The organism is Bosea sp. F3-2 (assembly GCF_008253865.1).
In the GTDB taxonomy this organism is placed as follows: domain Bacteria; phylum Pseudomonadota; class Alphaproteobacteria; order Rhizobiales; family Beijerinckiaceae; genus Allobosea.
In genome coordinates this window covers 4,784,338-4,809,701 of sequence record NZ_CP042331.1, presented here as the reverse complement: position 1 = coordinate 4,809,701, position 25,364 = coordinate 4,784,338, and the positions used below count along the sequence as shown (strand labels likewise).

Here is a 25,364-nt window from a genome sequence, read left to right as displayed (position 1 = left end):
CGCCCTTCGCGGGGCGCTCCAGACTCCCCAGTGCCGCAGGAACGCCTTCATGCTTTCACTTGCGCCCGCCCCTGTTGCGGTGACACCCCCGGCCCAGCTCGAACTCCATCGCCTCGGCGGCTCGGTCTTCCTGCTCTGCTGGACGCTCGAGGCTTCGCCCTTCGGCAAGCCGTCGATCGCGCTGACGGGAGGAGGCCGGCGCCTCGCGGCCGCATCGGTTTCGCTCGGCCTGCGTGACGGTCGCGAGCGGCTTGCAATCGCCTTCCGCTCCTCCGGCCACGACAGCATCGTCGCGACCCTTTCGGATCAGGGCCCGCAGGGTGACGTGACCGCCTCGTTCGACCCCGCGCTCGTCCATGGCCTCGCTGATCCCACAGAGATCCTGAAGGATCTCACGCCGCAAGCCCGGCTGACGCTGGCCAATGCGCTCGTGCGGGCCTGGCCGCCGCTGTTCGGCCTCTCCTCGATTCCCAACTACCTGTCCTTTCTGCGCCAGCTTCTGCTGACCATGTTCGCGAAGCCGGCCGCGATGCAGCCCACTGCGGCGCTGGTCGAAGGCCAATGGCTATTCGAGACCTTCGTGCCCGCCGATTTCGGCGCGTTGCGCACGGCGTCTCGCCTCGATGGCGCCGGCCTCACCCGCCTGGCTCTGAAGTCGCGCATCGGCGCCGCCGATCGCACCGGCAAGCGCGAGCTGCACCTCGTCATGGAGGAGCCGCCCGTTCGCGGCGGCGGATTGCTGATCCTTCAAAGCGATCGCTCCCTGGTCGTTCGCGCGCTGCCCGGTCGTCAGGTAGCGCCCTCGCTCGGTCGCTGGTGGGCCGGGAAGGCAGCGAGCCGCGACGGCCTGCGCAATTGGGTCGTCGAGCAGCTTGCCGGCCTGTCCGAGCAGGGGCGGCTGCTGGCGGTCGAGATGCAGCGGCGGGTTCCGCTGGCCATCCAGCACGTTCGCCGGAACGACGACCTCCCCGCTGCCGAGCTCGACCTTGCAGTCTGCAATCGCGCCGGCTTGCTGATCGGCGGCTGGCTGCGCGATCCCGACGATCTCCTGGAGGAGGTGCTGTTGCATCGCGGCGCCGGTGAACCGATCGCCATGCTCTCCCGCCTCCAGCGCTTCCCCGTGCGGCTGCCGACCGGTGCGGAAGGCGAAACGCGCGCCGCTACGGGCTTCGCCGCCTTCGCCTCAGACTACGCTGGCGGCGCGCCGGTGCTGCAGCCCCGCTGCGAGATCAAGCTGAAGTCCGGGACGACGCTGACGCTGCGCCCGGCGGTCCAGCCGGCCGACGCTGCGACGATCCGCGCCCGGACCCTCGCAGCGATCCCGCCGCAATATCTGACGGCCACAATGCTGGAGGAGACGCTCGCGCCGATCCTCGCCGCCTGTCAGGACGAATTGAGCGAAAGCCGTCCGGAACCCACCGTCAAGGAGTTTGGGCAGACTTGGGGCCGGCCGAAAGCCTCCGTGGTGATCCCGCTCTATCGCGTCTACGATTTCCTGCGCGTGCAGGTCGCCGCCTTCGCCGGTGATCCCTGGTTCGTCGAGAATGCCGAGCTGATCTATGTGCTCGATTCGCCCGAGCACGAGGCGGAAGTCGCGCATCTGCTCGGTGGGCTCCATCTCGCCTACGGCCTGCCGATGCGGCTCGTCGCGATGCGGCGCAATGGCGGCTTTTCGGCCGCCTGCAATGCCGGCACACGCCAGGCGCGCGGCGAGGCTCTGGCACTCGTCAATTCCGACGTGATCCCCAGTAGGAATGGCTGGCTGGCGGCGCTGATCGCCAAGCTCGACCGCCGCCGCAAGGTCGGGGCGGTCGGACCGAAGCTGCTCTACGATGACGGCTCGCTCCAGCATGCCGGGCTTTACTTCAAGCGCGACAGCAAAGGCGTCTGGCTCAACCATCATTACTTCAAGGGCATGCCGAGCAGCTATGCACCGGCCAATATCGAGCGCCCGGTGCCGGGCGTGACCGGCGCCTGCATCGTCATCGCGCGCGAGCTCTTCGACGAACTCGGCGGCTTCGACGAGAGCTATGTCATCGGCGACTACGAGGACAGCGACCTCTGCCTCAAGGTCCGGCGCGCCGGCTTCGGCATCCTCTATGCGCCGGATACGGCGCTCTATCACCTCGAGCGCCAGTCGATCTCCAAGAGCTCCGACTACACGCGCGGCGCCGCCTCCCAGCACAATGCCTGGCTCCAGACCCGGCGTTGGGACGCGCAGATCGATGCGCTGATGCAGGCCTTCGAGACCTCGGCGGCGGAGCCCGCGCTGCAAGAGCCCGCTCCGAGCGAGCCCAACCTTGTTCCCCGCTTCAGCTTCAGGAGAGCGACCGCGGCATGACGGCTATCACAGCCCTGAGACAGATCGCGCCGGAACCGGCGCCCGAGAACACCCCTGTCGGGCCGAAGCTCGACTGGCTGCTGGCTGCGCTGCAGACCAACCGGTTCATGCCGCACCCGCCACTGGACTCGATCTTTGTCGGCGATGGCGACTACCGCGCGATCGGCGCCGAGTTCCTCGGCCACTTCATCCGGATCGGCGGCTTGAAGCCGCATGAGCGCGTCTTCGACATCGGCTGCGGCATCGGCCGCATGGCCATTCCGCTGACGCAATATCTCGACTCCGAGCACGGCAGCTATGACGGCGTCGACCCGGTGATGGAGGGCATCCTCTGGTGCGCCCAGACGATCACCCCGGCCTATCCGCGTTTCCGCTTCCAGCGCCTCGACATCGCCCATCCGCTCTACAATCCGCAAGGCTCGCTGCCCGGCATCGAGGTCCGCTTCGGCTTCGCCAATGGCAGCTTCGATTTCGTGACGATGATCTCCGTCGCCACGCATCTGCCGCCTGACGAGCTCGTCGTCTATCTGCAGGAAGCCTCCCGGCTTCTGGCGCCCGGTGGCCGGCTCTTCCTCACCGCCTTCGCGATCGATGGCGCCGCCACGGGCCAGGAGCGCCTGTCGTTCAAGCGCTGGCAGGATGGCCCGGGCTGGTATGCCATCGACGAGGCGCCGCTCGCCGCCGCCGGCATTGATACGAGCTTCCTCCTGGAGCAGGCGGCACAGGCCGGTCTCGCCGTCGAGCCGCTGCGCCCGGGCCATTGGCGCGGCATCAGCGCAGCACATTATCAGGACGTGCTGATCGCGACGAAGCCGGGTAACCGCCGATGACCCGCCGCATCCTCGTCGTCGCGCACAACCATCCCGCGCTGCATCCGGGCGGCACCGAGATCTTCGCGCATGATCTCGCCGGCGCCTATCGCGAGCAGGGTTGCGAGGTGCTGTTCCTCGGCGCGACCAACGCGATCCATCGCCAGCCGCATCCCGGCACGGCGCTGCAATCCGTCGGCGACGACGTGGTGCTCTGGAGCGGCCATTTCGACCGCTTCCACATGAGTCAGATCGATCATTACGGCACGCTGCAGGATCTTGCGACGCTGCTCGGCGAGTTCCGGCCGGACGTGATCCATGTCCATCATCTCGTGCTGATCGGCGCCGAGTTCCTGACGCTGGCACGCCGGCTCCGGCCGGAAGCCACGATCGTGATGACGCTGCATGATTACTACCCGATCTGCCACCATGACGGGCTGATGGTGCGGCCCAGCGATCGCCAGCGCTGCTCGGGCGCCTCCCCTGCCAGCTGCCACGGCTGCTTCCCCGAGATCGGCTCCGATCGGTTCCTGCTGCGCGAGCGCTTCATCAAGACGCATCTCGCTGCCGTCGACCGCTTCGTCGCCCCGAGCCGCTTCCTGCGCCAGCGCTATGCCGATTGGGGTCTGCCGGCGGAGAAGATCGACGTCATCGCCAATGCCCGCCCGAGCCAGGAGCCGGCCGCACACCGGCCCGGCGACGGGCGCCGCACGAGCTTCGGCTATTTCGGCAATCTCAATCCCTGGAAAGGCGTTCTCCCGCTACTCCAGGCGGCGCAGCTGCTGCGCGCCGCCGGGGAACGGGAGTTCTCGCTGCGCATTCATGGCGGCGCGCCGTTCCAGAGCGAGGCCTTCACCACCGCTCTCGATGCGGCGCTTGCCGGCACCGAAGGCGTCGTCACCCATTGCGGTCCGTATCGCCGCGAGGAAGTACCGGCACTGATGGCCGAGGTCGACTGGGTCGTGATGCCCTCAATCTGGTGGGAGAACGCGCCCCTCGTCATCCAGGAGGCGTTCCAGCATCGCCGGCCGCTGATCGTCAGCAATATCGGCGGCATGGCCGAGATGGTCCGCGACGATGTCGACGGACTCCATGTCCGGCCAGGCGACCCGGCCGCACTCGCCCGCACGATGCGCCGGGCGATGGACGAGTACGGCCTCTGGCAGCGCCTCGTCGACGGCATTGCCGATCAGCCCTCGCTCGCCGAATGCGCCGGCCGTCACCTAACCCTCTTCGATAGCCTCAAGCTTGCGGAGGCCGCATGACGACAGCTCAGCAACAGGACAACGAAGTCCGCCTGCCGAACGTCAACCCGGCGAAGTTGAACGGACGGATCGACGCCCTCGACGGCAGCCGTCTGCATGGCTGGATCTGGGACGAGGCCCGTCCTGACGAAGCCATCACGGTGAAGCTCTATTGCGACGGCAAGCTCGCCAGCGAGATCAAAGCCGATCAGAGCCGCATCGACCTGCGCCGCAACGGCATCGGTGACGGCAAGCACGCCTTCTCGATGGATCTCGACGAGACGCTGGTCGCCGCGCGCGCGCGGCTCACCGTCGTCGGTGTTTCGCCGGCAACCGGTGCCGAACTGGAGCTGCGCCTGCCGGCAGCGGACGAGCTGGCAGCGGAAGCCGCAATTGCCGTGCCGCTCGCGCGATTCTTCGACAAGGTCGAAATGCTGATCGCGCTCAACCGGCGCAGCCAGCTTGCCCAGAAGGAGCTGAACGAAAAGCTCGACCGCATCGCAGCACGGCTCGAAGAGAACCATGCCCTGGCGGAGGCCACCAAGGCCGAGGCCGAGAGCCAGAGCGAGATCGTGCGCCGGCTCGGCGAGCTCGACGTCTTCCAGCTGCGCTTCGACGGCACGCTGCGCGCCTTCGACGACCGTCTGGTAGCGATCCGCAAGGAGGCGCGCGCGCCGCTCCGGCAGGTCACGCTCATCCTCGGCTTCCTGTCGGCGCTTGCCGCGGTGATGTCGTTCGTCACCCTCGCCGTGACGCTCTGGGGAGGCTGAGGCGATGAGCGAGGTCATCGTTCCCGAGAGGACTGCGGTCAGCCCGGCCCCGACCGTCGCCTGGACGCCGCTCGGCGAGAACGCCATCCTCGTCCGCAGCAGCTGCGACGCCATTCCGGCCAAGGTTCCGGTCGCGGTCGATGGCAATCCGCGCAACCGAGCCCAAACCATGGTGCTGAGCTGGCGCCGGCCCGGAGCCGAGGCTTCGGCAGGCACCGGCTTCCTCTGCCTGGCACCGGCGCCGGCCGTCGACAGCAGCGGGACCGGAGCGCTCCTGATCGGCCGGCCCGGTCGGCCGCTGCGGCTGATCCTGGCGCCGAAGCCGCAGCCGCTGCAGGTCTTCCTCTCCGAGCTCGCCGACGATGCCGGACAGGCCTTTCCAAGCGTCGTCGACGGCCTGCTCGAAGTGCTGCTGACCGGCGCGCCCAATCCGCGCCGCCTGCGCGCGGTCGCGATGCTGCTGCAGACCGTCGCCCGCCCCGGGGGCTTCGTCGAGGTGATGGGTTCGCTCGATGGCGATGGCATCTTCCTGCAGGGCTGGACCTCGCATTTCGCAGCTGGGCGGATCAAGCTTCTGATCGCCCATGGCGGCCTTTCCCCTGCCAATCTCGAGGCCGGAACCTTCGAGCGGGATGATCTCGGCGAAGGTGCCCGCGGCTTCTTCGGCCTGCTCGAGGATTGCCAGGCCCAGCAACCGGGTGAGATCGAGCGGCTCTATTTCCGCGGGAACGACGGCTGGCGGGCGCTCGAGGTCTACGAGCGCTACGTCCTGCTCGATCCCATCACCGTCCCGGGTCATCTGCGCGACGGGCTCCAGCGCGGAACCGCTCCCCAGGCCACCTCCGACAAGCTGCGGCGCGCCTCCCAGCGTTTCGACGGCCGCGACACGGTCTGCCTGCTGGAAGAGCCCGTGCGCGCCGGCATCGATTCCGTCACCATCATCGAGAACACCGGGGTCCTTATCATCGGCTGGCTCTTCGATCCGGAACGCCGGGTCGACGGGGTGACGCTGCGCAGCGGCAGCCAGTCCTGTGCCGTCGACCGGCTCTGGACGCGTGTGCAGCGGCCGGACGTCACGGCGGCCTTCATGGAGGACCCGCGCTTCGGCCCGGCCCTCGCCTCGCGCCGCAACAGCCATGGCTTCATCGTCTTCGCGCCCAAGCTCGTGCCGGAGCCCGGACAGCCACTCCACCTCGCTTTCGAGGTCCAGGGCACCGGCCCTGCCTTTCTGCCGCTCGAACCCAATCGCGGCCAGGCCCGCCGGGCGCTGGAGCGCATCCTCGGCCTGCTCGACCCGCGTTCCTCGACAGCGAACGCCGTCGTCGAGCGCCAGATCGCGCCGGCCCTGCAGGCGGCCGAGATCGCGCCGCCGCGCGCCGTCGAAAACCTCGATGTCGGCCCCTTCGATCCGGAAGCCCCGCTCGGCCTCGTCATCGGCTTCGATCACCGCCACCGCGAAATTTCGGCGTTGTTTGCACTGATGGCGATGGACCCGGAGGTCAGGCCGCTGCCGATCGTGCTGGCGGCACCGTCCGAAAGCTTCGACCGCGTCGGCGCCGAAGCCCGCCGGCTGGCCCGCTTCTACGGGCTCTCGGTGCGCCTCGTCGCCGTCGAAGGCGTCGAGGATGCCTGCGATGCGCTGGAGGCCGGTGTCCGCGCCTGTCGCTTCCAGACGGTCGCGCTGCTCTCGGGCGCGGCGCAGATCCGCATGCCCGGCTGGCTCGGCCGGCTCGAACGCGCCTATCGCGCCCGCGGCGGCCAATGCGTCGCGAGCCCGACCCTGTTGTTCGAGGACGATTCGATCCGCTGGGCCGGCGCCTGGCTGGAGGGCGAGGGTACGAGCCGGCGCATCGCCAACCGTTTCGTCGGCTACCCGCTGGAGGCGGTCGGCAATCTCGGCCCGATGGAGGTCGCTGCCGGCGCAAGCGAATGCTGCGTGCTCTCGCGTGCCGCCTTCGTCGAGGTCGGCGGCTTTGCGCGCAACTACTTCACCACGGCGGAGAAAGGTCTCGATCTCTGCCTCAAGCTCAGGATGGCGGGCTCCCCCTCGCTCTGGGTGCCGGATGTCGAGGTCTACGCGGTCGATGACGCCGAGATAGCCTCGCCCCATCTCGGCGCGCTCGCCCAGCTCGCGGACCGGACCAGCTTCGACCGGCGCTGGGCGCTCGCCATCTCCAACATGAAAGGCTGAGGATGCGGGTTCTCGTCATATCGCACGGCCATCCGTCGCTTTCGCTCGGCGGGGCGGAGATGGCGTCCTACAACCTGCACAAGGGGCTGCAGACGGGCGAGGGTGTCGATTCCCATTACCTCGCCCGCGTCGGTGCACCGACCCCGCGCCATGCCGGCACCGCGCTGATGAGCCTGCGCCAGCGCGGCGGGGAACTGCTCTACTACGCCGAGGATTACGACCACTTCCTGATCTCCAACCGCGCGACGGAGGAGATCGAGCGCGACTTCGTGCGCGTTCTGCACGATCTGAAGCCGGATGTGGTGCATTTCCACCATTTCATCGGGCTCGGGCTCGAATGCCTGTTCGCGGTGCGCGACGCGCTGCCGGATACGCTGATCGTCGTGACTTTCCACGAATATCTCAGCATCTGCCATCACCACGGCCAGATGGTGAAGACCGGCGCCTTCAAGCTCTGCTACCGGGCCTCGCCGACCGACTGCAACGCCTGCTTCCCCGAGATCTCGCCGGCGCGCTTCCTGGCGCGCGAGACCTTCATCAAGGGCATGCTCGGCCTCGCCGACCATTTCGTCTCGCCGAGCCGCTTCCTCGCCGACCGCTATGTCGACTGGGGGCTCAGCGAGGAGCGCTTCTCGGTGATCGAGAACGGCATCGACGTGGCCAGCACCGCGCCGCCGCGTCCCCTGCCCGAGGGCAAGGCGCGGCGCTCCCGCTTCGCCTATTTCGGCCAGCTTACGCCCTATAAGGGTGCCGATGTGCTGATCGACGCAGTAACGCGCATCCCGGACTCCGTCTGGGACGAGGATGCGATCCTGCTGGTCTATGGCGGCAATCTTGAACGCCAGCCGAAAGCCTATCAGGACAAGTTCGCCAAGCTGGTCGAGAGCGCCGGCCGGCGCGTGCGCTTCTGCGGTGCCTTCCAGAACCACGAGATGCCGAACCTGATGCGCTCGGTCGACTGGGTGGTAATGCCCTCGGTCTGGTGGGAGAACTCACCCATCGTGATCCAGGAGGCGTTCTTCCACGGCCGCCCGATCCTGGCGAGCAATCTCGGCGGCATGGCCGAGAAGATCACCGACGAGGTCGACGGCCTGCATTTCCGCTCCGGCAGCCCGGAAGACCTTGTCGACTGCATGGTGCGCGCCCTGACCGAACCCAAGCTCTGGGACCGCCTGCGCGGGGGCATCAAGCGGCCGATGAGCCATCGCGAATGTGCACAGACGCATCTCGACCTCTATCGCCGCCTCCTGGCCGAACGCAGCCAGCCTGCGCCCACGCGGCAAGACCCCGCCGCGATGATCGCCTGAAGCCATAACAAGATAACAGGGGAGACCTGACATGGCCCGCATCCTCGTCATCAGCCCGTCGGGAGAGGTCTACGACCACGACAATGTGCGCTGGTATCGCTATGCCGACCTGCAGAGCCACATCGATCACTACCACAACATCGGCGACGCCTTCGTCTTCGATTCCTCGCTGAAGCTGCTCAACTTCGAGAAGCTCGACGAGTTGCCGATCGCGCATGTCGATCCGGCGAGGATCGATCGACTCAATGCCGAGTACGACTACGTCTTCCTGCGCGGCTCGAACTACATCCATGCGCAGATGAACTGGTCGAAGGCGGCGGAGGTGCTGCGCCGGCTCAAGCTGCCGGTCATCGCCTTCGGCATCGGCGCGCAGGCGCCGGTCAGCGGCAAGCTGGAACTGAGCGAGGACACCAAGACCGTCCTGAAGCTCATTTCGGACTCCACCGCCTCGCTCGGCGTGCGCGGCGCTTACTCCGCCGAGGTGCTGAACGATCTCGGCATCCACAATGTCCGGATCATCGGCTGCCCGACAGCGTTCCGGAACAACAGCCCCGATCTCGCCATCCGCCTGCCCGCGCTCGACCAGGTCAAGAACGTCGGCGTCACGCTGCGGCGCGAGGTCTCCAAGACCTATGCGCAGGACATCAAGCGCTACCTCACCTTCCACCGCGATCTGGTGAAGGCGATGGCGGATCGTTTCGAGGTCACGCTGATGTCGCAGGGCGAGGTCGAGGAGAAGAAGCTCGCCCTCGGCACGCCCGAGCAGAAGGAGGCGGCCATGGCGTCGCTGCGCGACAATGCCTGGGCGCGCGACTGGTACATCGATGAGCAGGTCTCGGGTCTTTATCAGAGCCGCATGTTCTATTCCGACATCGTCGCGGAATATGAGCGGCTGGTGCGCGGGCTCGATCTCGTCCTCGGCTACCGGCTGCACGGCAATCTGATGGCGCTCGCCAACGGCACGCCCTCGATCTACTTCACCTATGACAGCCGCACCGTCGAGTTCGCGGACACGTTCAAGATCCCGAGCGTCGACGTCTTCTCCGGCAAGGACTTCCGGCTGGAGGAATACTGGGATCAGGCGCGCTTCGATCGCTTCAACACGGCCTATGCGCAGGTCTACGGGCAGATGCGCGACTTCCTGGTCGAGAACCGCGTCGACAACAAGATGGTGGGCCGGGCGGCCGCGGAGCCGCAGCGGAAGGTGGCATGAGGAACGGCCGAATCCTCCTGCGCATCGCGCCGCTGCTTGCGGCGCTGCTGCCCGCCTCGCTCGCCGGTGCCGCGGAAGGCTCACGCTACCGCCTGGAACTCGCGCCCGGAGCTCAGGAGGAAACGGTCTTCGACTGGTCGAAGGAGCACTGCCAGGAGTGGCATATCCCGGACGCGCCGTTGCGCGCCTTCCGCGACGACAAGGGCGAGGTCGTCGCCTTCGCCAGTCATTACCGCAACCGGCCCCTGATCGGCTCAGGCCTGGACCGGATCAAGACCACCTGCTCGATCTCCTTCGAGGCCAAGAACAGCGCGGACCCCAGCCAGTTCAGCGACATGAGCTGGATCGCCGCGACCTGGACGAAGAACGGCCGCGACATCTACGCCCTGATGCACGACGAGTATCACGCCGACCGTCATCCGGGCGCCTGCCAGTTCAAGGACGGCATGGCCTGCTGGTACAATGTCGTGACAGCCGCGCGCTCGCGCGACGGCGGCCAGAGCTTCAAGGTTGACGATCCGCCGGCGGTGGTCGCGGCGCCTGCCTTCAAGCAGGAGGTCGGACAGGGCCGGCACCGCGGCTTCTTCAACCCGTCGAACATCATCGAGAAGGATGGCGCCTGGTATGCGCTGATCGCGACGACCGGCGGCGAGGGGCAGAGGGGCGGCACCTGCCTCTATCGCACCACCGACATCAGCGATCCGAAAGCCTGGCGCGCCTTCGACGGGCAGGATTTCACCGTGCGCGCCGTCGATCCCTATCGCGAGGATGCCGCGCAGGCGAAGCCCTGCCAGCCGCTCAAGGTGCTGCCGACGGTCGTCGGCTCGATCACGCGCCATGAGGCGAGCGGGCTATGGCTCGCCATCTTCCATCTCGGCCCCGACCCCAAGCAGGGCATCGCGGGCGGGCGTGTCGCCTATAGCTGGTCGAAGGATCTGATCAAGTGGGCGCCGCTGCAGACGCTCCTCACCCATCCGACGATGTGGAGCAAGGATTGCGGCGACCGTGAGCGCTACGCCTATGGCGCCGTCGCCGACCCCGCCTCGCCCTCGCGCAACTTCGAGACGACGGGCGATGAAGCCTATCTGTTCATGACCAAGATGCACGTCGCCAACTGCAAGATGGGGCCGCAACGCGACCTTGTCCGCATCAAGGTCCGCATCGTGAAGGAAACGCCATGAATGCGAATGCCCCCTCACACCAATTCGCCGCGAGCCGGGCTGTGCAGACCATGAAGATCCTGCGCGCCAGCACGCGGGAGGTCGTCGTCCTTGTCGCCCGGGAGCCGGGCGGAGCCTGGCCCTCCCTGCGCCTCCTGCTCGACGGGGAGGACTATGCAACGATCCACCCCGGCGCCCTCATCGCCGGCGATGCGACGGTGGCGGAAATCGCCATTCCCCTGCCCGCTCTTCCCGAGACGCGGCTGCGCGCGATCGCGGTCGCCGATGCCAGGACCGGCGCTCTCGCTCCCGGCTCGCAGTTGCGCCCCGTTGCCACGGCGAAAGCGTTGCGCGCGCTGGTGATCTATCCGGCGGGAGAGGTCTACGACCACGACAAGGTGCGCTGGTATCGCGCGCCGCTGGAGAAGCTGCTCTCCGACTATTTCAACATCGGCGACATGATCGTCTTCGACTCGACGCTGAAGCTGCTGCGCTACGCGCATCTCGAGCCGATGAAGATCATGAATCCGACCGAGGTCGACATCGAGCGCTATGCCAGCGAGTTCGACTTCGTCTTCGTGCGCGGCTCGAACTTCATCCATGAGAAGATGGAGTGGTTCCGCGCCGTCGAGGTGCTGGAGAAGGTCAAGCTGCCGGTCTACGCCATCGGCGTCGGCGCGCAGGCCAGCCAGAACCGCGCGATCGAATTGCCCGAGAGTTCGAAGCGCTTCTGGCAGATCGTCGCCGATCGCTGCGCCGCCATCGGCGTGCGCGGCACCTTCAGCGCCGAGACTCTACGCCGCAACGGCGTCGGCAATGTCGAGGTCGTCGGCTGTCCCTCGATCTTCCGCACCTGCAACCGCGATCTCCAGATCCGGGTGCCGGACCAGCGCGCGATCCGGAAGGTCGCCTTCAGCCTGCGCCGCGAGGCCGACAAGAGCTACACGGTCGACCCCGAGGCCTATCTGCGCAACCAGCGCGCCGCCCTGCTCAAAGTCGACGGCCAGAGCGAGATGGTGATGTCCTCGCATGGCGAGCAGGAGGAGAAGGCGTTCTTCCTGCGCGACGAGGCGGCCAAGGAAAAGGCCATCGCCGAATTCGTGAAGACCGGATGGTGGGACGGGCCGAACGATACGCGGATGCGCGATATCTACGAGCGCCGGATGTTCAGCTTCTTCGACGTCGAGGACTACGATCGCTTTTCGCAAAGCGTCGACCTCGCGGTGGGCTACCGCGTTCACGGCGTGCTGCCGGCCGTCGCTCACGGCGTGCCGGGCGTGCTCGTCGCCTACGACACGCGCAGCCAGGAACTGGCCGAGACGCTGAAGATCCCGGTCGTACCGGAGGAGGCGCTGGCTGAGGGTGGCTGGCGCGCGGTCTATCGCGAGGCGGCGCTCAACGGGCTCGCCAAATCCTACGCCGCCTCCTACGACCGGATGCGCGCTTTCCTCGACCGCAACGGCGTCCCGCACCGGATGTGACCGCAGGAGCCGCGGGATGAAAAAGGTCGCCGTGGTGACGATGCAGTATAACGAGGCGTTCTACGTCTCGCGCTGGATCGATTACTACTCCGGGCTCGTCGGCCGCGAGAACCTCTATGTCATCGATCACGACAGCGACGCGGAGATTCGCGAGACGCTGCAGGGCGTCAGCGTCGTGCGCTATCCCCGCTCGGCGCTCGACGATCAGGAGCGCGCGCGCTTCGTCTCGAAATTCGTCGGCGCCCTGCTCGAGCTCTATGAGACGGTGATCTATTCGGATTGCGACGAGTTCATCAGCCACGACCCGCGCCGTTTCGAGAGCTTCGGCGATTGGCTTGACGCCACCGATTTCGAGCACGCGACCTGCATCGGCTTCAACGTGACGCCGATGCTGCAGGAGGAGAACGCGGCGCTGCTCGACGGGCCGATCCTGCGCCAGCGCGGCCATGTCCGCTTCGTCTCGCCGATGTGCAAAACGCTGATCGTGCGCAAGCCCGTCCGCTGGGGCGGCGGCTTCCACCACGCCAACCGCCCACCGCACTTTCCCGGCGCCTATCTGTTCCACCTCAAATACGCCGATCTGGGCGAGCGTGTGTACCGGCAATCGCTGACGCGCGGGCTCGACTTTACCCAGGTCGACCAGGGCCACCACCAGCGCAGCAGCGACCTCGACCTGCTCAACCTCTATTGCAGCTTCGACCGGCTCGAACGCCGCGACTGGGACGACGATGCGATCGCGCGCTATTGCCAAAGCTTCGTCGAAGGCATCAAGCCCTCGGAGCGTGGCGGTGAGGTCGGCACGATGTATGTGGCGCCGCTCAATATCGCCGGCACGGAAGCATGGCGCCTGCCCGACAGTTTCCGCGGACTGTTCTGAGCAGTTCGCCACCGCCTGGGTCAAACTCAGGCAACGGCATGGCCTGAAGCCGGAGGTCCATGGCCGGCCTGTGCGGCATGGAGGCTGCGATAGCGCCCATCCTTGCGGGTGAGGAGCTGGGCGTGGCTGCCCTGCTCGACGACATCGCCGTTCTCGACCACCACGATCCGGTCGGCATTGGCGATCGTCGCGAGTCGATGGGCGATGACCAGCGTCGTGCGGCCCTGCGAGAGTTCCGCCAGCGATTGCTGGATCGCCTTCTCGGTCTCGGTGTCGAGCGCCGAGGTCGCCTCGTCAAGGATTAGGATCGGCGGATTCTTCAGGAAGATGCGGGCGATGGCGAGGCGCTGCTTCTGCCCACCCGAGAGCTTGACGCCGCGCTCGCCGATCACCGTGTCGAGCCCTTGCGGCAGCGCCGCGATGACGCCGTCGAGCCGGGCGCGCCGCGCTGCCTCGACGATCTCCTCCTCGGTCGCATCGAGGCGGCCATAGGCGATGTTGTCGCGGATGGTGCCGGCGAAGAGGAAGACGTCCTGCTGGACGATGCCGATATTCGAGCGCAGCGACTTCAACGTCATGTCGCGGATGTCGATGCCGTCGATCAGGATCGCGCCGCCCGTGACCTCGTAGAAGCGCGGCAGCAGCGAGCAGATCGTGGTCTTGCCGGCGCCGGACGGCCCGACGAAGGCGATCGTTTCGCCGGCTTTGATATCGAGGTTGAGGCCGTCGAAGATCGACCTTCCCGCGCTGTAGCCGAAGCGGACACCGCGATAGGCGATGTCGCCCCCCAGCCGCTCGACCGCGCGGGCATTGGGCCTGTCGGCGACGTCGGGGCGCGTCGCCAGGAAAGCGAGATAGCGCTGGAAGCCGGCGATGCCCTTCGGATAGCTCTCGATGACCGCGTTGATCTTGTCGACCGGGCGGAAGAAGACATTGACCAGCAGCAGGAACCCGATGAAGCCCCCCGCCGACAATTCGCCGCGCACCACGAACCAGCCGCCCGCCAGCATCACCACGACCTGCACGAAGCGCATCGAGAGATAGGACAGCGAGGTCGAGGCGGCCATCAGCTTGTAGGCCTGGAGCTTGGTATCGCGGTAGTGGCGGTTGCTCTCGGCGAAGAGCCGGCGCTCATGGTCCTCGTTGGCGAAAGCCTGCACGACGCGGATGCCGCCGACATTCTCCTCGATGCGAGCGTTGAAATCCCCGACGCGGCCGTAGAGCGCATGCCAGTTCGTGGTCATCCGGCTGCCGTAGCGGATGGTGACGAAGGCCGTCAGCGGAACCACCAGCGCCGTGACGACTGCAAGCGGAACATGGACCCACAGCATCAACGCGAAGGCGCCGATCAGGGTCATGATCGCGATGAACAGATCTTCCGGGCCGTGATGGGCGACCTCGCCGATCTCCTCGAGATCCTTGGTCAGCCGGGCGACGAGATGGCCGGTCTTCTGGTTGTCGAAGAAGCCGAAGGAGAGTTTCTGCAGATGGTCGAAGGCCTTGGCCCGCATCTCGGTCTCGATGCCGATGCCAAGCATATGGCCCCAATAGGTCACGATGACCTGCAGCCCCGCGCTGACCAGATAGGCGACGAAGAGACCGGCAGCCGCGAGGGCGATCATGCCGATCTCGCCGGTCGGCAGCAGCCGGTCAATGAACAGCGTCACAGCGACTGGAAAGGCGAGCTCCAGCAGGCCGGCCGCGACCGCGCTGCAGAAGTCCAGCAAGAACAGGCCGCGATGCGGCCGGTAATAGGCGGCGAACCGCTTGATCAGATCCATATCGGTCTCCGCGGCGACCGCTCTCAGGCTGGAAGAGCGATCGGGCGCTGCGTCTGTGGATGGGCGATGACGCTCATCTCGATGCCATAGATGCGGGCGAGCTGCTGCGAGGTCATGATGTCCTCCGGCGTTCCCCTGACGATCATCTTGCCGGAGTGCAGCGCGATGATCTCGTCGCAGAACCGTGCCGCCATATTGACGTCGTGCAGCACGACGATGACACCGAGCCCCTTATCCGCGGACAGCCGGTGCACCAGCGAGAGCACCTCGATCTGGTGAGCGATATCGAGCGCGGAGGTCGGCTCATCGAGCAGCAGGCACTCGGCGTCCTGTGCGACGAGCATCGCCAGCCAGACGCGCTGGCGCTCGCCACCGGACAGCGTATCGACCAGCCGGTCGGCAAAACACTCGACATCGGTCAGCGCCATGGCCTCGGCCACTTTCTCGCGGTCCCTCGCGCCGAAACGGCCGAGCGCGCCATGCCAGGGATAGCGGCCGAGTGCGACGAGCTCCTTGACGAGAAGGCCGGACGAGGGCGGCGTCTGCTGCGGCAGATACGCGACCTTGCGCGCGAAGGCCCGGCCGTTCCAAGCGTCGAGTGCCTTGCCTTCGAAGTGAATCGTCCCGGCCGAGGGGGCTTGCTGGCGGGCGAGCAGCTTGAGCAAGGTCGACTTGCCCGAACCGTTATGGCCGATCAGCCCGATCACGCGCCGCGTCGGCAGCGAGAAGGTGAGCGGTTCGAGCAGCACGCGGCCCGGCACCCCGAAGGTCACGCCGTCGAGTTCGAAGAGATCGCCCTGACCGTCTGCAAACGGGCCAGCCCCAGCCATCGAAAGAGCCTTCGCCGCCAGAACGTCATCACCGGGCGGAAATGCGGAAGCTTTGCTCTCCATGATCGAACTCGCCTTCGGGATCATCGGTTTTCAGCCACGGTCGCCTCGCCCTACATCGCCCCGGCTCATGGCGAAAGTAGAGTTGTTCCGTCTCGGAAAGCCATCGGGCTCGCGCCCGGCTCAGAGGCCTCCGACAGATTGACCGCCTCAACCCATCGACACGGACCTGAAGCTGCTCGCCTCCTTCACGGCCTACGACCTGAAGACGACCAAAGACACCCGCCCGCAGCTGATCGGCAAGACGCCGATCGTCGTCCCGGAAGTCATGGCCTCCGCCTGGCTCGACTACACGGTACCCGAAGGCGTCTTCAAAGGGCTGGGGCATGGCGGTCAACGTCACCAACCTCTTCGACAAGACCTATGTGAAGAGCTGTAACGGCTATTCCGGCTGCGGCTATGGCGATGCCCGCACCGTCACCGTCTCGGCGAACTACCGCTGGTAAGGGCGCTTTCCGTCATGACAGAAGGCCGCAGCCACACGCCCCGGCCTTCGGCTGTGCTAGATGCTGATTTTGCACGGAACCACGCCGTCATCCCGGGCTTGACCCGGGATCCATGCCAGAGCGCTTCCGAGAAATCGTCAGGCATGGATCCCGGATCTCCGCGGAGTTTATCCTTGGGCCGATCGAAGATCGGACCCGAGGGCTGCGTCCGGGATGACATTCGTTTCAATAGAAGCGCGACAAGCGCTAGACCCGGATACATGATCGGCACCCCGCCTTTCCCGACACGACGCGGCGCATTGGCGCTTCTCGCCGCCAGCCTCCCGCTGCCGGCCGAGGCTGCGGGCTTGCGCGTCGCAACCGTCGACTGGTCGGTGCTGGAGACTTTGCTTGCGCTCGGAGTCCCGCCGATCGCCGCACCGGAGCTGCGCCAATTCCGCGAGGTCGCGATCGAGCCCGCCGTTCCCACAAGCGTCACCGATCTCGGCCTGCGCGGCACGATCAATTTCGAATTGCTGCTGCTGTCACGGCCGGAGCTGATCTTCTCGTCGAGCTTCTATGTCGGCTCCGAGCCGCGGCTGCGCCGGATCGCGCCGGTCGAAAGCTTCTCGATCTATGCGCCCGGCCGCTTGCCCTATGAGCCGGTGGTCGCGATGACCCGAAGTATCGGCGAGCGCCTCGGCATCGCCGTGACGGCCGAGCGCTACATCGCCGACACCGAGACGGAATTTGCGAGCCTGCGCGAAAGGTTGAAGCCGCTGGGCGCGCGTCCGGTGATCCCGGTCAACCTCGGCGATGCCCGGCATTTCCGTGTTTTCGGCGATGACAGCATGTTCGGCGAGGTGCTGCGGCGGCTCGGCCTCGCCAATGCCTGGACGGAGCGTACGGACTATTCCGCCATGGCCCCGATCGGGCTTGAAGCGCTCGTTCGTGTCCCGGACGCCTTCATCGCGCTGATCCCGCCGGTGCCTCCCGACGCCATGCCGACCCTCGCGGGCAGCGCCTTCTGGAATGCCCTGCCCAATCTGCGCAAAGGCCGGCTCCTGCAGCTCGGCTCGATCAACCCCTATGGCGGTCTGCCCGCGGCGCGCCGTTTCGCGCGATTGCTGACCGACGCCCTGCTCGCGGCGGAGACGGCCCGTGGCTGAGGCGGTCCGCGCGATACGGCTACCACCGGGCAGGCACCCGGGCGCCTGGCTTCTCGCGACGCTGACGGCGGCAGCCCTTTTCTTGGCGGTCGTCGTAACGCGCCCGTCCCTGCAGGCCTCGTCCGAACTCGCCCGGACGCTCGAAAGCATCCTGCTCCGGCAGAGCCTGATGCCGCGCGCCGCAACCGCGCTGATCTGCGGTGCGGCGCTCGGGCTCGCCGGCATGCTGCTGCAGCGTGTGCTGCGCAACCCGATCGCCGACGCTTCGACGCTCGGCATCGCCTCCGGCGCGCAACTCGCACTCACTGCAGCGACGGCCTATGCCCCGGCCCTGATTGCATTCTCGCGCGAAGGCGTCGCGCTTGTCGGCGCCATCGCCGCGGTCGCTCTCGTCCTCGGCCTGAGCTGGCGGCGCGGGCTCGATCCGATGACGGTGGTCCTGTCGGGCATGGTCGTCTCGCTCGTCGCGGCGGCAGCCAGCGCGACCGTCATTCTCGCCAAGGGCGAGTATGTGCTGTCGCTGTTCATCTGGGGCGCGGGCTCGCTCAACCAGCAGAGCTGGGATGCCGCTCTGGCGCTCGGCCCACGCCTCATGCTGAGCGCATTTGCCGCCGCATTGCTGTTGCGGCCTCTCACCCTACTCGGCCTCGACGAGGATATGGCACGCAGCCTCGGCCTCGCCCTTCATGCGACACGCCTTGCCGTTCTCGGCATCGCCGTCTGGCTGGCGGCGAGCGTCACCGCCGAGGTTGGCGTGATCGGCTTCGTCGGCCTCGCCGCGCCAGCTCTGGCGCGCGAACTCGGCGCCCGCACGCCGCGGCAGATGCTGCTGGCGGCACCAGCGTTCGGGGCCTTGCTGCTCTCGATCACCGACAGCACGGTGCAGTTGCTCGGCTCCGGCTTCAACGATCTCGCGCCGACAGGCGCCGCGACCGCCCTGTTCGGCGGCCCGTTGCTGCTGTGGCTGATGCGACGGGTTCCGCCGGCCTTGCCGCCGCAGGCGACCGATCCTGTCTGGCTCAACAACCGGGCGGCACGCTCGCTGCGGGCGCTCATTCCGCTCGCCGCCATCATGGCACTCGTCGCTGCGCTCGGTCTCGTGCTCGGACGCGGACCGCAGGGATGGGAGTTGGCGACGGGTCCTCTCTTCTGGGATCTGTTGCCATTCCGCGGTCCGCGCCTCGTTGCGGCGGGATCGGCCGGCGTCCTGCTCGGCGCCGCCGGTTGCCTGATGCAGCGCCTCACCGCCAACCCTCTCGCCGGCCCCGAAGTGCTCGGTGTCAGCGCCGCTGGCGGCGTCGGGTTGCTGCTGGCACTCACGTTCCTGCCGGCGAGCCCCTTTGCGATGCTGGCTGGCATCGCCGGCGGCTCGCTCGCAGTGCTCTTCGTCATGCTGCTGTTCGCCGCCAGCCCGGGCGTCGGGCCGCAGCGCCTGCTGCTTGCCGGCATCGCCATGGGCGCGCTCTGCATGGCGGTGGTCTCGACCGCACTCGCCCAGGGCGATCTGCGCGCCTATATGCTGCTGGTCTGGCTCTCAGGCTCGACCAACCGCGCTGGCGAGATCGAGGCCTGGACCGGCCTTATCGCCTGCGTCCTGCTGATCGCCCCTCTCCTGCTCGCGGTGCGCTGGCTCGATCTGCTGCCGTTCGGGGATGCCACCAGCCGCAGCCTCGGCCTCGCCGTCGAGCGCACCCGGCTCTGCCTTGCCGCCCTTGCCGCGCTGATGACGGCGGTAGCCTCGCTGCTGGTCGGCCCCTTGAGCCTGATCGGGCTCATCGCCCCGCATCTTGCCCGGCTCGCCGGATTTGCCCGCAGTCGCGACCAGCTCCTGGCCTCCGTCCTGATCGGCTGCGCCGTGATGATCGTCGCGGATTGGCTCTCGCGCATCGTCGCTTTTCCGTATCAGGTGCCGGTCGGGCTGTTCGCCGCGCTGATCGGCGGCCCCTACCTGATCTGGCTGCTGAACCGCGGCGGAAGCCGAAACGGCTGATGCGAGACGGAGGTAAGGGGCGGCCGTCAGGCCGCCTTCTTGCCCGCGTCGAACGGGATTTCGATATCGACGGCCAGTGTCGAGACCTGGGCGCCGCGTTCCATGCGGACGCTGACCTTCTCGTCATCGACCTGCATGTGCTTCGAGATTGCGCGCAGGATTTCGTCCCGGAGCTTGGTGACGAGGTCCGAATCGCCGACCGCGGCGCGCTCATGCGCGAGCAACACCTGCAGCCGCTCGCGCGCCGCGGGGGCCGAACGAGGGCGGGAGAAAAGACGAAGCAGGTTCATGCTCATGCCGCCTTCCTTCCGAAGATCTTGCCGAAGAAGCCGCGCTTCTCGCCGGGGACGGTGACCGGCAGGGCCTCGCCCTTGAGCCGGCGCACGGCGTCGAAATAGGCGATCGCCGGCGCGCTGCGCTCATCCGCCAGCGTGACCGGCGAGCCGACATTGGAGGCCCGCAGCACGTCCATGCTTTCCGGCACGATCCCCAGCAGCGGGATCGACAGGATTTCGAGGACGTCGTCCACCTTCAGCATGTCGCCGCGCTCGGCGCGGGCGGGGTCGTAGCGGGTGAGGAGGAGGTGCTTCTCGATTCGCTCGCCGCTCTCGGCCTTCAGCGTCTTGGAATCGAGCAGGCCGATGATGCGATCGGAATCGCGCACCGAGGAGACTTCCGGATTGGTCACGACGATCGCGATGTCGGCATGGCGCATCGCCAGCGTCGCGCCGCGCTCGATGCCGGCCGGGCTGTCGCAGATCACCCAGTCGAACGAGGTCTTGAGAGCGCCGATGACCGCCGCAACGCCCTCGGCCGTCAGGTTGTCCTTGTCGCGCGTCTGCGAGGCCGGCAGCAGGTAGAGCGTCTCCAGCCGCTTGTCGCGGATCAGCGCCTGCGTCAGCTTCGCCTCGCCCTGGATCACGTTGACGAGGTCGTAGACCACGCGCCGTTCCGCCCCCATGACGAGGTCGAGATTGCGCAGGCCGACGTCGAAGTCGACCACCACGACCTTCTCGCCACCGCGGGCGAGAGCCGCCCCCAATGCCGCCGAGGAGGTCGTCTTGCCGACGCCGCCCTTCCCCGATGTGACCACGATGACCTTGCCCATTGACCTCTCCTGTTGCTGTGGACGCGCCCTCGGTTCAGGCGAGTGATCCGACCTTGAAAGTGTCGCCTTCCAGCCAGAACTGGACGGCCTTGCCGCGCAGGCCCGGCTCCAAATCCTCGGCCGTCTTGTAGTAGCCGTCGATGGCGACGAGCTCGGCCTCGAGCTTCCGGCAGAAGATGCGCGCCTCCGCATTGCCGATCGTCCCGGCCATGGCCCGGCCGCGCAGCGTGCCGTAGACATGGATCGAGCCACCCGCGATGACCTCCGCACCCGATGCGACCGAGCCGACGATCGTTACATCGCCCTCGGCGAAGATCACCGACTGCCCCGAACGAACGGGCTGGGTCACGACCAGCGAAGGCGACGCCTTCGGTACCGCCATGGCCGGCGGTGCGACGCTTTCGGGAGCCTGTGGCTTGCCGTCCGCTTCCGCGGCCGGCGCTTCGATATCCGAGGTCGGGCGGCCATCGGCCATGGCCGGCGGCAGATCCGTTCCGAGCAGCGAGGGGCGCGCCCCCTCGATACCCATGATCCGCACATTGCGCGCGCCGAGCCGGTCGATCAGATCGCGCAGCTGCGGCCGGTCGATGTCGAGGCCGGTGATGTCGAGAACCACGGGCCGGCGCATGAAGAAGCCGGTCGAGCGCGAGGCCAGGTCATCGAGCCGGACCAGCCAATCCTCGAAGGGAAGCTCGGGTGTCAGGGCCAGCGCAAGGAAGCTGCGGCCCTTGAGACGAATGGGTCGGGATTGGGTTAACACGCCGGTCATCTTGGTAAATTTTCGGTTGCTTCGGTGTATCGAGCGTATGGTTAACAAGCGGTAAACCGGCGCCGCTTATCCACGCGAAGAAGCCGGCGTCGTTCGCCGGCCGGACCGAGCATTCAGGGTGTGTGGAGCGCCTGTGCCGGGCTTCGCGGCATGCGAAAACCCGGCCAAATCGGCTACGGCAGGTGCACAGGAGAACTCCGGCTATTCGGCCGGAGCAGCCTTTTCCGATGCCGAGCCTTGAGCGAGGAAATAGAACGCCAGCGAAGCGAGCCAGACGATCAGGCCGAACACGGCCGCTCCGCCCAGCACCAGCCCGAACCCGCCTTGAGCGTATAGAACCGCCAGCATGGGCACCACGAAGCCGCTCACGGTGAAGCCGAGGAAATAGCGCACGCTGAACGCCTTGGCGCGGTGCTGGGCCGGCACATAGCGGGCAACCATCGCGTCGTTGACGACGACCTGCCCGTAGATCGCGGTCATCGTCAGGACGAGGCCGAGCAGCAGGGGGATGCCCTGCGTCGTTGCAGAGAGCGCGAGGCCGAGTGGCTGCAGGAGAGCAAGCCCGACGAACAGGGCAGGCAGCGTGTAGCGATCGACGAGCCGGCCCATAAGCCACTGCGCCCCGGCCCCGAACACGAAGACCAGCGTCGCCAGCGAGCCGGTCAGCGCCAGCGGCAGGTCCGGCCCGAGCCGCTCATCGAGGATCTTCGGCAAGGAGATGGTCGTGATGTTGAAGGTGATGCCACCGGCGATGATCGCGATGGCGAAGACGGCGAGAAGCGCCATGGGACGGCTGACCGGAATGAGCTCCGCCTTGCCCGAGCGGCTCGCATGCGGCGCCCCGTCACCGGGCACGAGCGCGAGGAACGCCGCTCCGAGCACGAGGCAGACGAGGCCCGGCAGCACGAAAGCTGCGCGCCAGCCGAGGCTTGCGGCCAACAATGCGGTGACGCCGGCCGCCGACGCCGCACCGAGATTGCCCCAGACCGCATTGACCCCGAGGTCGCGGCCGAGCTGTCGGGCATGATTGACCAGCATGGTCGAACCGACCGGGTGATAGATCGCCGATGCCACGCCGAGAACGAGGAGCCAGGCTGCGAAGGCAGCCGGCTGGCTCGCGCTGGCGACGCCAAGACAGGACAGCCCGTAGCCCAGGAAAAAGACGGCGAGCATGTTGCGCCGGCCGAAGCGGTCCGAGAGCCACCCCATCGGCAGGGAGCACAGGCCGAAGGCGACGAAGGCACCCGTCGCGAGGCCGATGAGCTCGGCATAGCTCAGCCCGGTCTGCGCCGCGATGGCGATCACGGCCGTCGGATAGATCAGCAGCACGAAGTGATCGAGCGCATGGGCTGCGTTGACGAAGAGAAGCGTGCGTTTGGACAGTGTCTCAGGGCTCATGGGGATGCTCGCGACAAGGATGGGATTCTTCTACCTTGACCCGATGTGGCCTGTTGGGCCGATAATCTGCATAATCGGGCCAAACGGAGATTGCGATGCGCGGCGACAGCAACGCCTATCAGACGGTCCCGCGCGCCATCGGCGTCATGCCGAAGACCTATGAGGCGGGCGCAACTACCGGCTGGCACAGCCATCCGCGGGCCCAGCTTCTGTATGCTACTGCCGGGCTGACATTGGTGACAGCGGAAGACGGAACCTGGATTCTGCCGGCACAGCATGCGCTCTGGATCCCACCGCAGCTTTTCCATGAGGTCAGAATGCATGGAAGAGTCTCGATGTGCTCGGCCTATGTCGCCCCTGAAGCCGTGGGTGTCCTGCCGCAGGGCTGCCGCGTTCTGCAGGTGACGCCATTGCTGGCCTCGTCGCTGGCGGCGCTGGCGGCCGAGCCCCTCCTCTATGATGAGAACGGGCGCGGCGGGCATCTCGCCGCGCTGATCCTGGATGAGATCGCGCGCGCACCCGAAACGCCTTTGACCCTGCCCTTGCCGCGCGACCCGCGATTGCGGCGCGTCTGCGATGCGCTGCTGAAGGACCCTGCCTCGCCCCTCGACCTCGACGGCTGGGCACAGCACGCCGGAGCTAGCCGGCGCACGCTGACGCGCGGCTTCCGCACCGAAACCGGCATGAGTTTCGGCGAGTGGAGAGTGCGTTTGCGGGTGGTGCGCGCACTAGCCCTGGCGACAGACGGCTGCCCTCCGCACCTGATCGTCCGTGCCGTCGGCTACGCCGATCTGCGGACGCTCCGGGCTGCGGCCGAACGCATCCTCGGCAGCGCAGTTCTGTCATGGCGATGATGGACGGGGACGTGCCTCACCGTCCCCAAGTCAGCGGCTTCAACCTGCCCCCCGCTCTGCCCCCTCTTCGCTCAGGCCTTTGCGACGTGCTCCTGGGCGATGAAGGCGATGCGGACCATGTTGGTCGCGCCCGGTGTGCCGAAGGGCACGCCGGCGACGACGATGATCCGGTCGCCGAGCCTGGCATAGTGCTCGCGCACCGCGAACTTGCAGGCGCGGAAGGCCATGTCGTCGGCGTCGCTGGCGTCCTTGGTGACGATGGCGTGCACGCCCCAGACCAGGGTGAGACGGCGCGCCGTGGCGCGGTTCGGCGTCAGCGCGATCACGGTCGAGTTCGGGCGCTCGCGGGCGATCCGGAAGGCGGTCGAGCCGGACGAGGTCCAGGCGCAGATCGCCTTGAGATGCAGCGTCTCGGCGATCTCATGGGCGGCCTTGGCGATGGCGTCGGCGCCGGTGGCCTCGGGCTCGGCGCGTTGCGCCTCCAGGATCGAGCGGTAGACCGTCTCGCCTTCGACCTCCTCGGCGATGCGGTTCATCATCGTCACCGCCTCGACCGGGTACTGGCCGGCGGCGCTCTCGGCCGAGAGCATCACCGCGTCGGCGCCCTCGAACACCGCGGTCGCCACGTCCGAGACCTCGGCCCGGGTCGGCACCGGGCTGGTGATCATGCTCTCCAGCATCTGCGTCGCGACCACGACCGGCTTGCCCTTGCGCCGCGCCATGCGGATCATGCGCTTCTGCGTGCCCGGCACCTTCTCCAGCGGCATCTCGACGCCGAGATCGCCACGCGCCACCATGATCGCGTCCGAGGCCTCGATGATCTCCTCCAGCCGCAGCACCGCCTGCGGCTTCTCGATCTTGGCCAGCGCCAGCGCCCGGCCGCGCACGATCTTGCGCAGCTCGGCCATGTCCTCGGGCCGCTGCACGAAGGAGAGCGCGATCCAGTCGACCCCGACCTCGGCCGCGACCTCGGCATCGGCCCGGTCCTTCTCGGTCATCGCCGAGACGGCGATGGTGGTGTCGGGCAGGCTCACCCCCTTGCGCGAGGACAGCCGCCCGCCGACCGTGACGCGCGTCACCGCTTCCTTGTCCGAGGCCCTCTCCACGACGAGGCGCAGCTTGCCGTCATCGAGGATCAGGCTGTGGCCGGGCTCGAGCGCGCTCAGAATCTCGGGATGGGGCAGGTGGACGCGCTCGGCGTCACCGGGCGCCGGATCGGAATCGAGGGTGAAGATCGCCCCCTTCTCCAGCATCGCACCGCCATCGCCGCCGAACGCACCGACGCGCAGCTTGGGGCCCTGGAGATCGGCGAGGATGCCGACCGGACGCCGGAACTTGGTCTCCAGCCCGCGCAGCATCGCCACCTTCTCGGCCAGCGTCTCGCGCTGGGTGTGGCTCATATTGATGCGGAACACGTCGACGCCCGCCTCAAACAGCTTGGCGCACATCTCCTCCGTCGAGGAAGCGGGCCCTAGCGTCGCAATGATCTTGATCCGGCGTTCGCGCTTCATGAATCCGTGTTCCAGAACGTTCCAGAGAGGGGCGCACACGACCTGGGTCGAGTGCGATCGATGGGATAAGCGGCGG

Annotated in this window: 21 protein-coding genes; 14 read left to right on the top strand and 7 right to left on the bottom strand. The window is 67.3% G+C overall.

Annotated elements, in window-relative coordinates; genetic code table 11:
• Positions 1-49 precede the first annotated feature (49 nt).
• The 10 genes from FQV39_RS22195 to FQV39_RS22150 are packed head-to-tail and all read left to right on the top strand — an operon-like array spanning position 50 to position 13,393.
• A complete protein-coding gene (locus FQV39_RS22195) occupies positions 50-2,341 on the top strand; it encodes a glycosyltransferase (protein WP_149132271.1) in 2,292 nt (763 codons plus the stop codon).
• The gene (locus FQV39_RS22190) at positions 2,338-3,171 is read left to right on the top strand and encodes a class I SAM-dependent methyltransferase (RefSeq protein ID WP_149132270.1); all 834 of its coding nucleotides are present in this window, start codon (positions 2,338-2,340) and stop codon (positions 3,169-3,171) included. The genes FQV39_RS22195 and FQV39_RS22190 overlap by 4 nt, the downstream gene beginning before the upstream one ends.
• On the top strand, positions 3,168-4,415 hold the full coding sequence (locus FQV39_RS22185; RefSeq protein ID WP_149132269.1) for a glycosyltransferase family 4 protein: 1,248 nt from the start codon (positions 3,168-3,170) through the stop codon (positions 4,413-4,415). The genes FQV39_RS22190 and FQV39_RS22185 overlap by 4 nt, the downstream gene beginning before the upstream one ends.
• On the top strand, positions 4,412-5,164 hold the full coding sequence (locus FQV39_RS22180; RefSeq protein ID WP_149132268.1) for a hypothetical protein: 753 nt from the start codon (positions 4,412-4,414) through the stop codon (positions 5,162-5,164). Before FQV39_RS22185 ends, FQV39_RS22180 begins: the two co-directional genes overlap by 4 nt.
• Positions 5,165-5,168: 4 nt before the next feature.
• The gene (locus FQV39_RS22175; RefSeq protein WP_149132267.1) at positions 5,169-7,355 is read left to right on the top strand and encodes a glycosyltransferase family 2 protein; all 2,187 of its coding nucleotides are present in this window, start codon (positions 5,169-5,171) and stop codon (positions 7,353-7,355) included.
• 2 nt (positions 7,356-7,357) lie between these two features.
• Positions 7,358-8,662 (top strand): glycosyltransferase family 4 protein, encoded by a 1,305-nt coding sequence (locus FQV39_RS22170; RefSeq protein WP_149132266.1) that lies wholly within the window; start codon positions 7,358-7,360, stop codon positions 8,660-8,662.
• A 31-nt stretch (positions 8,663-8,693) separates the two neighbouring features.
• Positions 8,694-9,875 carry a polysaccharide pyruvyl transferase family protein gene (locus FQV39_RS22165; RefSeq protein ID WP_149132265.1) on the top strand — a complete coding sequence of 394 codons (1,182 nt, stop codon included), beginning with the start codon at positions 8,694-8,696 and terminating at the stop codon, positions 9,873-9,875.
• On the top strand, positions 9,872-11,056 hold the full coding sequence (locus FQV39_RS22160; RefSeq protein ID WP_149132264.1) for a hypothetical protein: 1,185 nt from the start codon (positions 9,872-9,874) through the stop codon (positions 11,054-11,056). The genes FQV39_RS22165 and FQV39_RS22160 overlap by 4 nt, the downstream gene beginning before the upstream one ends.
• Entirely contained in the window at positions 11,053-12,516 is a 1,464-nt protein-coding gene (locus FQV39_RS22155) for a polysaccharide pyruvyl transferase family protein (protein WP_149132263.1), read from the top strand. The genes FQV39_RS22160 and FQV39_RS22155 overlap by 4 nt, the downstream gene beginning before the upstream one ends.
• Before the next feature lie 16 nt (positions 12,517-12,532).
• Positions 12,533-13,393, top strand: coding sequence for a glycosyltransferase family 2 protein (locus tag FQV39_RS22150; protein WP_149132262.1), 861 nt, complete (start codon positions 12,533-12,535; stop codon positions 13,391-13,393).
• A gap of 26 nt (positions 13,394-13,419) precedes the next feature.
• Here FQV39_RS22150 and FQV39_RS22145 read toward each other — a convergent pair whose 3' ends face one another.
• Entirely contained in the window at positions 13,420-15,174 is a 1,755-nt protein-coding gene (locus FQV39_RS22145; protein ID WP_149132261.1) for an ABC transporter ATP-binding protein, read from the bottom strand.
• A 23-nt stretch (positions 15,175-15,197) separates the two neighbouring features.
• On the bottom strand, positions 15,198-16,004 hold the full coding sequence (locus tag FQV39_RS22140; protein ID WP_149133978.1) for an ATP-binding cassette domain-containing protein: 807 nt from the start codon (positions 16,002-16,004) through the stop codon (positions 15,198-15,200).
• Between the two features lie 386 nt (positions 16,005-16,390).
• On the opposite strand from FQV39_RS22140, the gene FQV39_RS22135 reads away from it, so the two are divergent.
• From FQV39_RS22135 to fhuB, 3 genes are all read left to right on the top strand, one after another.
• Positions 16,391-16,510: a TonB-dependent receptor gene (locus FQV39_RS22135; RefSeq protein ID WP_149132260.1), complete on the top strand. Its 120-nt coding sequence runs from the start codon at positions 16,391-16,393 to the stop codon at positions 16,508-16,510.
• A 260-nt stretch (positions 16,511-16,770) separates the two neighbouring features.
• Positions 16,771-17,658: an ABC transporter substrate-binding protein gene (locus FQV39_RS22130; RefSeq protein WP_149132259.1), complete on the top strand. Its 888-nt coding sequence runs from the start codon at positions 16,771-16,773 to the stop codon at positions 17,656-17,658.
• Positions 17,651-19,648 (top strand): Fe(3+)-hydroxamate ABC transporter permease FhuB, encoded by a 1,998-nt coding sequence (fhuB, locus tag FQV39_RS22125; RefSeq protein ID WP_248313106.1) that lies wholly within the window; start codon positions 17,651-17,653, stop codon positions 19,646-19,648. The genes FQV39_RS22130 and fhuB overlap by 8 nt, the downstream gene beginning before the upstream one ends.
• A 26-nt stretch (positions 19,649-19,674) precedes the next feature.
• Here the strand turns inward: fhuB and minE are convergent, their stop codons facing one another.
• The 4 genes from minE to FQV39_RS22105 all read right to left on the bottom strand — a co-directional run bounded on the left by minE (position 19,675) and on the right by FQV39_RS22105 (position 22,923).
• Positions 19,675-19,938: a cell division topological specificity factor MinE gene (gene minE / locus FQV39_RS22120; protein ID WP_149133976.1), complete on the bottom strand. Its 264-nt coding sequence runs from the start codon at positions 19,936-19,938 to the stop codon at positions 19,675-19,677.
• Positions 19,939-19,940: 2 nt separating this feature from the next.
• Complete coding sequence (minD, locus tag FQV39_RS22115; protein WP_149132258.1) at positions 19,941-20,756, bottom strand: septum site-determining protein MinD; 816 nt, start codon at positions 20,754-20,756, stop codon at positions 19,941-19,943.
• A 34-nt stretch (positions 20,757-20,790) separates the two neighbouring features.
• Positions 20,791-21,525: a septum site-determining protein MinC gene (minC, locus tag FQV39_RS22110; protein WP_149132257.1), complete on the bottom strand. Its 735-nt coding sequence runs from the start codon at positions 21,523-21,525 to the stop codon at positions 20,791-20,793.
• Positions 21,526-21,726: 201 nt separating this feature from the next.
• Positions 21,727-22,923 carry an MFS transporter gene (locus FQV39_RS22105; protein ID WP_149132256.1) on the bottom strand — a complete coding sequence of 399 codons (1,197 nt, stop codon included), beginning with the start codon at positions 22,921-22,923 and terminating at the stop codon, positions 21,727-21,729.
• A 95-nt stretch (positions 22,924-23,018) separates the two neighbouring features.
• Between FQV39_RS22105 and FQV39_RS22100 the strand changes: the two genes are divergently transcribed.
• A complete protein-coding gene (locus FQV39_RS22100) occupies positions 23,019-23,777 on the top strand; it encodes an AraC family transcriptional regulator (RefSeq protein WP_149132255.1) in 759 nt (252 codons plus the stop codon).
• Between the two features lie 71 nt (positions 23,778-23,848).
• Here FQV39_RS22100 and pyk read toward each other — a convergent pair whose 3' ends face one another.
• Positions 23,849-25,288 carry a pyruvate kinase gene (gene pyk / locus FQV39_RS22095; RefSeq protein WP_149132254.1) on the bottom strand — a complete coding sequence of 480 codons (1,440 nt, stop codon included), beginning with the start codon at positions 25,286-25,288 and terminating at the stop codon, positions 23,849-23,851.
• Positions 25,289-25,364: the final 76 nt, after the last annotated feature.